Source organism: Coxiella-like endosymbiont (assembly GCF_024730665.1).
In the GTDB taxonomy this organism is placed as follows: domain Bacteria; phylum Pseudomonadota; class Gammaproteobacteria; order Coxiellales; family Coxiellaceae; genus Coxiella.
The window spans coordinates 238,283-251,597 of record NZ_CP084737.1 but is presented as its reverse complement, the minus strand read 5'-3'; the positions used below and the strand labels follow the sequence as shown (position 1 = coordinate 251,597).

The window sequence follows — 13,315 nt, the reverse complement described above, 5'->3', positions numbered from 1 at the left end:
TTCTGAAATGCTACAAAAAAGGAAAAACTTCATTTTTGCTCAATCTTTTTATCTTCTTTTTCTGCTACTAGTTCTTTTCTAACTGAGGGAGAGCTCTTGCTTCTGAACAGTTGCTTTTGGTATCGTTTCATTTGAGTCTCCATTGTAGTCACTTTCCCTACATATTAATTGGGTTGAAAATCAATAATCTTTGGAGTGGTAAATAATCTATAAATTCATATAATTCATATAGTAATGTATTAACTAATCGCCTAAACATGCACAATGAACACGATTCTACTCGATTGAGCCGAAACGAAGACAACTATGTGATGTGCAAAGCATGTAGCTGATGATATTACCATTTCTGCCATCTTCAGATTGATAATAGAAAAAGAAATGAAAAAACTTTTTAATGCGCAAATTTACTGTTCCAAGCTACTCATTTTGTTGGGAGTTTCTCAAATTATGGATATAATAGAAGTCAAAGTTGTTTAGGTGCCTTATCGCTCAGATATTTAGAAAAAAATTTATAAAAATTAAATGCTATCAAGGTAAAAATAATCTACTTTTCGGGCTACCACTTTTTGAAATGAGAGCGACTAGTCATTTAAGCTAATTGATTGTTAAAATCGCTTTTATGTGGAGTTGAAAACATAAAAAGAGAAAAAATTTTGGCAACTAAATCGGGTAAAAGACATTAGCCCGGCAGATTACAGAAGAATATTCTATCCTGAAAAAAATTACCAAACAATAATTAGCGGAGTTTTACGAAAAATAGCCGATAGAGTCACTGACTTATAGAGTTGTCTGCGGGATAACGAGGATTCAAGATAATGGAGACAGGACATGGAGATAGGATATGATGGATTTTCCTTTGACATCAACTTCATTCCATGTAATAACTTTCGTGTTTTAGCCAAAACTTAAGGGACATAAAACACATGAGCGAAAAAAACATTTTTTATGCCCAGTCAGGCGGAGCAACGGCTGTCATTAATGCTACTGCTTGTGGGGTTATCCAAACAGCTGGAAAAAATTTTCCTCGAATCAACAAAGTATTGGCTGGACGTAATGGGATTATCGGTGCCTTAAAAGAAGATCTTATCGATACGAGCTTAGAATATCCTGAAGCTATTGCTGCTTTATGTCATACCCCTTCTAGCGCATTTGGTTCTTGTCGTTATAAACTCAGTGACATTGATAAAGATCGTCGTCAGTACAAGCGTCTGATTGAAGTTTTTAAAACTCACCATATTGGTTATTTTTTGTACAATGGTGGAGGTGATTCGCAAGACACAACGCATAAAATCTCACAATCAAGTAAAATGATGAACTATCCAATAGTCTGTATCGGCATCCCAAAAACCATCGATAACGATTTGCCTTTTACGGACAATTGCCCCGGTTTTGGTTCGGTTGCTAAATATGTTGCTATTTCTACAAAAGAAGCAGCACTTGACGTTTATGGCATGGCGTCGGGCTCCACTAAGGTCTTTATTTTAGAAGTCATGGGTCGGCATACGGGCTGGATTGCTGCCTCTGCAGCATTGGGAAAACGACAATACAACGATCCTCCTCATATTATCTTATTTCCTGAAGTAACTTTTCAAATGGAAGCTTTCCTAACCAAAGTCAAAGAATTCGTCGATAAACAAGGCTATTGCGTCATTGTGGCCTCAGAAGGGATTCGCTATCCTGATGGTCATTTCATTTCTGAATCAGGTTTACATGACGCATTTGGCCACGAACAATTAGGTGGCGTCGCCCCTATCCTAGCAAAACTGATTAAAAAAAATCTCGATCTTAAATACCATTGGGCTGTAGTCGACTATTTGCAACGTGCTGCACGACATATTGCTTCGCAAACAGATTTAGATCAGGCCTATGCGTTAGGGAAAGCGGCAGTGGAATATGCACTAGCCGGGCAATCTGATGTGATGCTGACAATCCAACGCGAAAAAAATATTCCTGATTACCGATGGAACATCGGCACAGTCCCATTATCAATTGTCGCTAATGTCGAATGTAAAATGCCACGTGATTATATTTCTGATGATGGTTTTAATATTACTGAACCTTGCCGCGCCTATCTAGAACCCCTAATTCAGGGTGAGGCTTATCCCCCATATAAAAATGGAATGCCGGATTATATCACCCTAAAAAACCATTTAGTTAAAAAGAAACTCAAGGAATGTTTTTTATAAATACAATCACTTCAACAAATGGGTCTTAACGACAAATTTGAGTTCTTTGCCATTAAGAAATCATGAAATGGCGATCGTAAGCGAGTCGTCTGGCGAAATTTTCGTCATTTTTAGAGAGGAACCAGAGCAATATCTTGTCTTTAGGTTAAATTTTAATTTAATGTAATGCAATAGGTATTTTTATCTTATTTCTCTGCATTTTATTCAGAAGCCCAAAGATAACTATCGGACATAAAAATATTTATAACGAGTTTTTCTCAAAATCAACGCTGAAACCATGTTTATCTTTTACATTGAGATAACCTTTCTCAGGCAGAAGAGAACTATGGCAACCTGCGCACTATCGATAAGTCAGCAGGTATAAGACTAAGAAGCAACCTTTACTCTTGTGCTAATGCGCGGTTAAGTATTACAATCTGATGGCAAATGGATATAGATATTCTTGCGCGCGTTTCTATTGCTCCTGTCATCGAACTAAATGACATTAAGCATGCCATGCTTCTCGCTACAGAGTTGATTGATGGTAGTGTGAAAACGCTTAAAATCGCGTTACGCGCATCCGTTTTTCTTCGTGTTATTCAAACGATAAGAAATAAATTATCCGAATATATAGCGGGTATAGCGGGTGCTGATTTTGCAATGATTTGTGGCATTTCCTCTAAATTGATTACTGCTGCGTTAAAAATAAGTATCCCTTATATATACATATGCCCCATGCCCGCGATTAAAATTCCATCTGAATTATCATTAGGAGTCCAACATAGTTTTTTGCTCATTGAATTTGCTCCGGCTATTTTAAACAGCGGAATGAAAACTTTGCGCAGTTTCTTCAGCATGTTTCCAGAAATGCGATTTTGCCCAACTATCAGCATTAATCAGGAAAATATGCAGGATTATGTTTCGTTAAAGGTGGTGTGCATAGAAGATTCTTAGCTCATCCCTGCAAATTTAATCGAACATGATCGATAAAAAACAATTACTGATTCAGCTAAAAGCGGTTGAAGTTATAAGGTAACAACAAAATTAAAGGAGAAAATCATGGTATTAACCCCTTCCACAATGATTCACTTGAAGACAAAAGCACCTCAGTTTAAATTATCCGATGCGGTGAGCGGCAAAATAATGTCACTTGACCAATTAAAATCAGATAAAGCAACGGTGATTATGTTTATTTGTAATCACTGTCCTTTCGTCCAGCATATTCAGCGAAAACTAGCTGAAGTTGCTAGAAAATATCAATCTGATGGCATTCAATTTATTGCTATTAATTCCAATGATATCAAAAATTATCCGGAAGATTCTCCTGAAAAAATGAAGGAGGTTGCAAAAAGGCTTGGTTATTCCTTTCCTTACCTTTTTGATGAAACTCAAGAAGTTGCAAAAGCTTACCGGGCTGCATGTACGCCTGATTTTTATATTTACGACAAAAATCTCGCTTGCGTTTATCGTGGCCGTTTCGATGCTTCGAGCCCCGGTCGAAACGTGCCGGTAACAGGCGAAGATTTATGCTGCGCGCTCGATAACCTTCTTGCTGGAAAACCCATAAACCCTGATCAAAAAGCTAGTCAAGGCTGTAATATAAAATGGAAAAAATAGTTTTCATCTCAGGAATCATGGAAATTCTCTCAAGTTTGATTATTTCCACTATTCTTGAGATTGCATTGGCATCGATAGTGTTGCTTGTCTCACGATTCTTTACAAAAAATTACCAAAATATCAACAAAAAAGCGTTAAAAATTGGGTTGATTATACATGGATGACAAGCTTATCATATTGGCGTTGGCACTTTGAGCAATCAAACTCGCTACCATTTTACTTGTTTGATAGAAAAATTTTAGGGCTGGATTTTATAATGGAATTATATAAATTTTGTTAATAGACACCTTAGCAACGTCTTCGCTCTCCCCGCCCGCGCGGGCAGGGGAGAGCGGTCTTTTTAAAAGTTAAGGTACCCCCCACTTGACGATATGTCATTTTGATGAGTAATGGGTTTGCATCTTATTGGTATCGATTTATTATTTTTTGCTGCTTTCAACTGTTCCTAGATTTTCTTTTTTAGTATCCTAAACGCAATTTGCTTTTCAGATGATCACCGCTCAAAAGATGCTTTCACTCCCTAAAATTGATTGCCGTCATAGTACAATCCCTCATAAAAAGTTTCGTAAAGTGAGTATGCCCTGTTACCAAATTAAAATCTCGATTTTTTTCATCGTGGACTTTTATATGCCTTATTTTTTTATAATCATACTTTCTTTTTTAAGTGAATTTACACTAGCATTAAAGATATTCTACATCCACAATTTCATATTTTACCGATCCTAAAGGAGTATTGACTTCAACGACTTCTTCAGCATATTTGCCGATCAGGGCACGCGCTATTGGGGAAGTGACAGAGATTTTATTTTCTTTTAGATTAGCTTCATCAATTCCTACAATTTGATAAGTGACCTGAGTTTGCGTTTTTAAATTCAATAAGGTGACCGTTGAACCGAAAATGACTTTTCCTTCATTAAAGACTTTAGATATATCAATAACTTGACAATTTTCTAATGTTTTTTCGATTTCCATGATCCGACCTTCGAGGAAGGATTGGCGTTCACGGGCAGCATGATATTCAGCATTTTCCTTAAGATCACCATGGGCACGTGCTTCAGCAATAGCCATAATAATCTTCGGACGTTCTACTATTTTTAAATGCTCAAGTTCTAATCGTAGTTTGGTAATGCCGTTAATCGTGATGGGAGCTATCGTTTTCATTGTCTGGCCTCATATCCGCCTTACTCAATCACACTAAGCTAAGGTGTCAAGGTTGTTTGGTGCAGCGCTGGTGTAAATCTTGGAGTCGATAAACATCACTGGAACCTTGTGCTTGAAGAGCTAAAACAGTGGCCTCACCCCCTGACATGGTAGTGGTATAACAGACTTTGTGTTGGACCGCGCTGACACGGATGGTATAAGAATCTTCTATGGCTTGTTCACCTTCAGTTGTATTGATGATAAAGCTAATTTGGTCATTTTTAATCATGTCGAGAATGTTAGGACGTCCTTCAGTAACTTTCTTGACGAGAGTACAGGGAATCCCAGCTGCCTGTAAAACTTTTGTGGTTCCACGTGTAGATACCACTTCAAATCCCAGGTCGACTAAGGCTTTCGCCACTTTGAGTATACGCCCTTTGTCTGCGTCACGAACGCTAATAAATGCTTTACCGCTGGAAGGAAGAATATCTCCGCCACTCAATTGCCCTTTTGCAAAAGCATGACCTAGATTTTCAGCAATACCCATAGTTTCACCCGTTGAACGCATTTCAGGGCCTAAAATAGGGTCGACTCCAGGAAATTTGTTAAAAGGAAAAACCGGTTTTTTCACTGCAAAATAAGGGGGATACATTCCGTCGTATAACCTTGTTCCTTCAAAGAGATGCCAACCATACATCTCGCAGCTATTTTTGACAACGGTAAGCCTGTTGCTTTAGCAACAAAAGGGACGGTACGGGAGGCACGTGGATTCACCTCAAGGATATAGATTTCATCTCCTTGAATCGCAAATTGGACGTTAATTAATCCAACGACCTCGAGTTCTTTAGCAACTAAGCGCACTTGCTCTCGCAATCGATTTTGAATTTCTTGGCTTAAGCTATGCGGGGGAAAGTACACGAAGAATCCCCGGAATGAACACCCGCTTGTTCGATGTGTTCTAAGATGCCGCCAATAAGAATGTCTTTACCGTCACATATCGCATCGATATCAACTTCAATGGCATCATCTAAAAAACGATCTAGCAATAATGGTTCGTCTTTAGAAAAGATGACATCCTTGGTAATATAGCGAACCAATTCTTTTTACTATAAATTACTTTCATAGTCTCTCCTCCTAAAACATAAGAAGGACGAACAATAAGTGGATAAGCAAAAACGTTTGCCAAACGCATCCCCTCTTCAACACTCCGAACAATACCATTGGGCGGTTGTTGCAGCCCTAATTGTTGAATAAGAGTCTGGAAACGCTCGCGATCTTCAGCGCGATCAATAGAATCTGGACTTGTACCAATAATAGGCACACGCACCTTTGCCAACGCTTTTGCTAATTTTAGAGGTGTTTGCCCGCCAAGTTGTACAATAACACCTTTAGGTTTTTCAATGGCAACGATTTCCAAAACATCTTCTAAAGTTAACGGCTCAAAATATAATCGATCAGAAATATCGAAGTCGGTCGAAACGGTTTCGGGATTACAATTCACCATAATGCTTTCATAGCCAAGCTCTCGCATGGCTAATGCGGCATGAACACAGCAATAATCAAATTCGATCCCTTGCCCAATCCGATTGGGCCCACTTCCCAGAACCATTATTTTATTTCTTTTGGTCGGTTCACATTCATTTTCTTCTTCATAAGTGGAATAAAGATAGGCAGTGTCAGTTGCAAATTCCGCAGCGCAAGTATCCACGCGTTTATAGACAGGATGAATTTTTAATTTATGCCGATAGCGACGCACTTGTTTTTCGGTAGTCTTTAATAATTGAGCTAAACGCTTATCCGAAAATCCTTTGCGTTTTAAATGAAAAAATTCATCATGAGATAACTTTTTCAGCGATTTACCCGATACTATTTTTTCTAGTCGGACAAGTTCTTCAATTTGTACTAAAAACCAACGATCGATTTTACTATCATCATGAACTTGGTCTACACTAAAACCCATTCTAAACGCATCGGCAATAAACCATAATCGATCGGGTCCGGCAAAACGTAATTCTTTTTTAATTTGTTCACGAAGCGTATCCTTAATTTCCAGAGTTTCAATTCTTATTTTTGGCTCTAATCCAAAAACCCCAATTTCTAAACCACGAATAGCCTTTTGTAGTGATTCTTGAAAAGTACGGCCAATAGCCATCACCTCACCGACAGATTTCATTTGTGTAGTTAAACGTGGCACTGCTGGTTGAAATTTTTCTAAGTTGAATCGCGGAATTTTAGTGACGACGTAATCAATGGTGGGTTCAAACGATGCCGGCATACGGCCGCCAGTAATTTCATTTTGTAATTCATCTAAAGTATATCCGACGGCTAATTTTGCAGCTATTTTTGCAATAGGAAATCCTGTAGCTTTAGAAGCTAATGCGGACGAACGTGATACGCGCGGGTTCATTTCAATAACAATCAAACGACCATCGTCAGGATTAATTGCAAATTGTACGTTAGAGCCACCAGTTTCTACACCAATTTCACGTAAGATCGCGATCGCGGCGTCACGCATTTGTTGATATTCTTTGTCAGTCAACGTTTGAGCAGGAGCCACTGTAATGGAATCACCCGTGTGAATACCGACGGGATCGAGATTTTCTATACTACAAACAATAATGCAATTGTCTTCTTTATCGCGTACGACTTCTAACTCAAATTCTTTCCATCCTACAATAGATTCATCGATTAATATTTCTGTCGTGGGAGATAATTCTAGACCGCGCATGCAAATTTCCAGAAATTCATCACGATTATATGCGATGCCGCCCCCACTTCCACCCAACGTAAATGAAGGACGAATAATCGCAGGAAATCCAACCTTGCCTAAAATTTTCCAGGCCTCTTCCATCGAATGAGCAAGACCCGATCGTGGCGTTTTTAAACTAATTTTCTCCATGGCTTTTTGAAATAAGGCGCGATCTTCAGCTTTATCAATAGATTCGCGGGAAGCACCAATTAATTCCACATTGTGTTCTGTCAAAATGCCCTCGCGTACCAAATCAAGTGCACAATTTAATCCGGTTTGTCCACCCATAGTTGGCAATAAGGTATCTGGGTTTTCTTTTTTGATAATTTTCGCAATTGTTTCCCAATAAACAGGTTCGATATAAGTAGCATCGGCAATATCTGGATCAGTCATGATCGTCGCTGGATTAGAATTCACTAAAATGACGCGATATCCTTCTTCGCGCAAGGCACGGCAAGCCTGAGTTCCTGAATAATCAAATTCACAAGCCTGTCCAATTATAATGGGACCTGACCCGATAATTAATATACTTTTTATATCTGTTCTTTTCGGCATTTCATCAACTGAATAAAATCTTCAAAAATCCACCGCATATCTTGAGGTCCTGGACTAGCTTCTGGATGCCCCTGAAAAGCAATTGCAGGTTTAGTTTTATGCGCAATTCCTTGTAGTGTTCCATCAAATAAAGAGCGATAGGTTACTCGCAATATTTCTGGTAAATCTATTTCATTCAGCGAAAAACTATGATTTTGACTGGTAATAAAAATACGACCATTCGTTGTGTTTTGAACGGGATGATTCGCTCCATGATGGCCTAATTTCATTTTTTCCGTTCTTCCGCCGCATGCTAACGCCAATAATTGGAAGCCTAAACAAATACCTAAGAGAGGAATCTCTTTTTCTAAAAACTGCCGGACGGTTGCGATGGCATAACCACAAGCCGCAGGATCTCCTGGTCCGTTGGACAATACCACACCATTTGGTTTTAGATTAAGTACTGTTTCTACAGAGGTTTGCGCAGGCACAATAGTCACTAAGCAACCCATATCAGTAAGCAATCGCACGATTTGCTGCTTCAAGCCATAATCATAAACTAACACATGATATTGGTTTTTCAGTAGTGCTTTTCCTGTAGAGGCAAGATCCAGAGTTCCCCCAATCCATGCTTTTACTTCTATTGTCGAAACGGATTTAGAGAGATCCTTCCCTTTTAAGCCAGCATAAGCACGCGCTCGTTGAAGCGCTTCGCAAGCGTCTATCTTCTCAGATACTATGATGCAACCATGTAATGCCCCTTGTTCACGAATTAGACGAGTTAAACGTCGTGTATCAACACCAGCGATAGCCACTACTCTTTCTGCTTTTAAATAATCATCTAGTGATTGTTCTGCGCGCCAGTTGCTAACAGTAGGAGACAATTCACGAATGATGAGGCCAGCTGCCCAAATTTTATAAGATTCTAGATCGTTAGAATTAACACCTACGTTGCCAATATGCGGATAGGTGAAAGTAACAATTTGTTCTGCGTAAGAGGGATCGGTCAAAATTTCTTGGTAACCTGTCATAGTGGTATTAAAGATCACTTCTCCCACCGTGCTCCCTTCAGTTCCAATAGAATTGCCAAAAAAGAAACTGCCATCAGCTAATGCTAAAACCGCCGGCTTTCGCTTATTGAGTAGATTTAAATCACCCATCGTAGCAAAAGTACCTCTTATTTAGAAATCCAAGATATAAAATATGCCCCAGGATAAGCGATTCTGGAGAAAATGGGAAGAAAAAATTTTGAGTAGTCAAACATCCTAATTGGCATAAATCTCTCCCTGCCTATAAAAGGAGTTTGACATTAGACTATATGCTCCGTAAAAATTTTGGCCTATCGAGATCAAGTCGCGTAATTAATTAGACTGAGGAACGATTAAAGTAAATTGAAAATATTATGGCATCAGAACTTTCTCCTAAACTTAATAAGACTACTCAAATTGATCGAATTTATAATGAGCTGAAGATCATTCTTTCGTTTTTATTATTTAGCCGTAAAAAAATCTTTTACGCTATCAAACCAACTGCGAGTGCATGGGCTATGGTTTTTTTCATCTTTTTTTAGCAGGTCTTCAAATTGTTTAAGCGATTCTTTTTGTTCAAAGCTTAATTTTATCGGGGTTTCGATGGTGATGTGACAAATTAAATCGCCAACAGTGCCAATGCGAAGAGCTTTTACACCTCTTCCGCGTAAGCGGAATTGTTTTCCAGTTTGCGTCTCAGCAGGGATAGTTAGTTTAACGGTACCATCAAGCGTTGGAATCTCCACTGTGCCACCTAGCGCAGCAGTTACAAAGCTGATCGGAACCTCCGAATGCAAATCGTTTCCTTCCCGATGAAAAATAGGATGTGATTTGACTCGGATCTGAACATATAAATCGCCTGGAGGACCTCCAAATAATCCTGCTTCCCCTTTGCCCGCTAACCGAATACGATCTCCTGAATCAACACCAGGGGGAATTTTAACAGATAAGGTTTTCGTTTGCCGACGGCGGCCTTGTCCTTGACAATCGAGACAAGGATTTTTAATAACCTGCCCTATGCCTCGACAAATAGAACAAGTTTGTTGTACTTGTAAGAAACCATGTTTCATACGCATTTGACCTGTTCCGCCACACCGTTGACAGCGAACCGGCTCACTTCCTTTTTTAGCACCTTTACCATTGCAGATATCACACTTCATCCATGTAGGAACTTTTATAGTCTGAGTAATACCGTGAACGGCTTCTTCAAGCGATAGGACTAAATCATACGCGAGATCTGATCCTCCACGTTGCTCTTGGGATTGCCCACGGGCACCACCGAAAATATCTCCAAATATATCACCAAAAATATCGCCTAGATCTCCAAAACCAAATCCACTACTCTGACCTCCACCGCCGCCTCCCACACCAAACGGTTGTTCGACGCCAGCGTGGCCAAATTGATCGTAGGAGGTTCGCTTGCGAGAATCAGAAAGCACTTCATAAGCCTCTCGTACTTCCTTGAATTTCATTTCAGCATTTTTATCGCCTGGATTGCGATCGGGATGGTATTTCATAGCTAAACGGCGAAAAGCCTTTTTTACTTCAGCTTCGGTCGCATTTCGGCTGAGGCTGAGGACTTCGTAGTAATCGCGTTTTGATGGCATGACTATTTTCGTTTTCCAGATTTTTAAGCTCGTCACTCCACGCCGCGGTTAGGATCGAATGGAAATAATTAACGACACTGGAGAGATCCTGAATTTCCGTTTTCGGAGGAATGACGAGGATTGTCATTTCTCTTCGTCTTTTTTCTTTTCATCCTTAATTTCTTCAAACTCCGCATCGACGACATCTTCTTTCTTTCCATCTTTGACCTCAGTTTCGCTTCCAGCAGTAGCCTCGGAACTAGACACACCTGATGCTGTGGCCCCCCTTTTTTTGCATAAACACGCCCAGCCAGTTTCGAGTAATGTTCCGTCAATGCCTTTATTTTTTCTTCAATAGCTTCTTTCCCATTGCCTTTCATCGCTTCTTTAAGTTCCTCTATGACCTTTACAATGGTGTCCTTTTCCTCTGAAGTGATTTCACCACCGAGATCCTTCATAGATTTTTCTGTAGCGTGAATCATGGCGTCTGCCTGGTTTCGTGCATTAACCAAGTCATGGAATTGACGATCGACATCTTTATGCGCTTCCGCGTCTTTCACCATTTTTTGCACTTCTTCTTCAGACAAACCACTCGATGCTTTAATAACAATCGATTGTTCTTTTCCAGTCGCTTTGTCTTTTGCGGACACATGTAAAATACCATTTGCATCGATATCAAAAGTCACTTCAATTTGCGGTACACCACGAGGCGCTGGCGGAATATCAGTGAGATCAAATCGACCCAGTGATTTATTCGCTGATGCCATTTCACGCTCCCCTTGCAATACGTGTACAGTAACGGCTGTTTGGCTATCTTCGGCCGTTGAGAATACTTGGTTTGCTTTAGTTGGAATCGTAGTGTTTTTTTGGATAAGCTTTGTCATCACACCACCAAAAGTCTCAATTCCCAAAGATAACGGTGTGACATCGAGCAACAATACATCTTTTACCTGTCCCGATAAAACAGCTCCTTGAATTCCAGCGCCAATTGCAACAGCTTCATCAGGGTTTACGTCTTTGCGTGCCTCCTTCCCAAAGAAATCTTTTACAGCTTCTTGCACTTTAGGCATACGGGTTTGGCCGCCCACTAAAATCACGTCATCGATTTCAGAAACCTTGAGTCCCGCGTCTTTAATGGCAGTTTTACACGGCTCAATCGTACCCTCAATCAAATCTTCGACAAGCGATTCGAGTTTCGTACGGGTAACACGGATATTTAAGTGTTTTGGGCCAAAAGCATCCGCCGTAATGTATGGCAAATTCACATCAGTTTGCTGACTTGAAGAGAGTTCAATTTTCGCTTTTTCTGCTGCCTCTTTTAGACGTTGCAGAGCTAAGGGGTCGCTGTGTAAATCAATACCTGCATCTTTTTTGAATTCACTGGCTAAATATTCAATTAAGCGTAAATCAAAATCTTCACCACCTAAGAATGTATCACCATTGGTGGCTAATACCTCAAATTGGTGCTCGCCATCCACCTCGGCAATTTCGATAATAGAAATATCGAATGTACCGCCTCCTAAATCATAAACCGCAATTTTACGATCACCTTTGTTCTTGTCTATACCATAGGCCAAAGCGGCCGCGGTGGGTTCGTTGATAATCCGTTTGACGTCAAGACCCGCAATTTTGCCAGCGTCTTTGGTGGCTTGTCGTTGGGAATCATTAAAATAAGCAGGCACAGTGATCACTGCATCTTTAACTTCATGACCAAGGTAATCTTCAGCTGTCTTTTTCATCTTTATTAAAACTTGTGCTGAAATTTGGGGAGGTGCTAATTTTTCGGCTTTTCCATTCTTACTGGTGATTTCTACCCAAGCATCACCATTATTCGCTTTGACAATCTTGTAAGGCACCATCTTAATATCTTTTTGCACAATGCTGTCGTCAAAACGACGACCGATTAATCGTTTGATGGCAAACAAAGTCCTATCGGGATTGGTTACTGCTTGGCGTTTTGCCGATGCCCCCACCAATATCTCACCATCTTTTGTATAGGCGACAATCGACGGCGTGGTACGAGAGCCTTCGGAGTTTTCAATCACACGCACTTTTCCGCCCTCCATCAACGCGATGCAGGAGTTTGTAGTGCCTAAGTCAATACCGATAGTTGCCATTCTCTTTCCTCTCAAAAATAAGATTCTAAGGTTGCCTTCTTTTCCATAAGAAAGTAAGTGGGGACGGTGTTTTGGATTTCAAGGGAGTATTCTAACAATGTAGCATTCTAGTGTAGGACGGAAAAAGTAGTATATCATTTAATTTTATTGCGCGCATATCTTATACTTTCAATTTTTAGGATTAGGAAGAAGATTTTTTTAAGTTCTATCTGGATTCTTTGCAGCACATGACTCTTCTCAATCACATCTTTACTCTCCTATTACTAAACTGCTGATAAAGTTGGAGAGTTCTTTTTAATGCTATAACTTCGCATAAAAATACCTAAAGATCTACCAATGTTGATTCGTTTAGAATAAAACACCCACAGGAAACACCTTT

6 protein-coding genes and 2 pseudogenes are annotated in these 13,315 nt (G+C 39.8%); 3 read left to right on the top strand and 5 right to left on the bottom strand.

What is annotated here, in order from left to right:
• The first annotated feature begins 923 nt into the window (after positions 1-923).
• From LG660_RS01055 to LG660_RS01045, 3 genes are all read left to right on the top strand, one after another.
• On the top strand, positions 924-2,186 hold the full coding sequence (locus LG660_RS01055) for a 6-phosphofructokinase (protein ID WP_258267538.1): 1,263 nt from the start codon (positions 924-926) through the stop codon (positions 2,184-2,186).
• A 426-nt stretch (positions 2,187-2,612) separates the two neighbouring features.
• Positions 2,613-3,119 (top strand): beta/alpha barrel domain-containing protein, encoded by a 507-nt coding sequence (locus tag LG660_RS01050; protein WP_258267537.1) that lies wholly within the window; start codon positions 2,613-2,615, stop codon positions 3,117-3,119.
• 105 nt (positions 3,120-3,224) lie between these two features.
• Positions 3,225-3,782 (top strand): thioredoxin family protein, encoded by a 558-nt coding sequence (locus tag LG660_RS01045; RefSeq protein ID WP_258267536.1) that lies wholly within the window; start codon positions 3,225-3,227, stop codon positions 3,780-3,782.
• 681 nt (positions 3,783-4,463) lie between these two features.
• Here the strand turns inward: LG660_RS01045 and greA are convergent.
• The 5 genes and pseudogenes from greA to dnaK form a co-directional block, all read right to left on the bottom strand.
• A complete protein-coding gene (gene greA, locus LG660_RS01040; RefSeq protein ID WP_258267535.1) occupies positions 4,464-4,943 on the bottom strand; it encodes a transcription elongation factor GreA in 480 nt (159 codons plus the stop codon).
• Between the two features lie 46 nt (positions 4,944-4,989).
• Positions 4,990-8,226 (bottom strand): annotated as a pseudogene (gene carB / locus LG660_RS01035) (carbamoyl-phosphate synthase large subunit).
• Entirely contained in the window at positions 8,205-9,365 is a 1,161-nt protein-coding gene (gene carA / locus LG660_RS01030) for a glutamine-hydrolyzing carbamoyl-phosphate synthase small subunit (RefSeq protein WP_258267534.1), read from the bottom strand. Before carA ends, carB begins: the two are co-directional and overlap by 22 nt.
• Before the next feature lie 329 nt (positions 9,366-9,694).
• On the bottom strand, positions 9,695-10,840 hold the full coding sequence (gene dnaJ / locus LG660_RS01025) for a molecular chaperone DnaJ (RefSeq protein WP_258267697.1): 1,146 nt from the start codon (positions 10,838-10,840) through the stop codon (positions 9,695-9,697).
• Between the two features lie 123 nt (positions 10,841-10,963).
• A pseudogene (dnaK, locus tag LG660_RS01020) lies at positions 10,964-12,936 on the bottom strand (molecular chaperone DnaK).
• Positions 12,937-13,315: the final 379 nt, after the last annotated feature.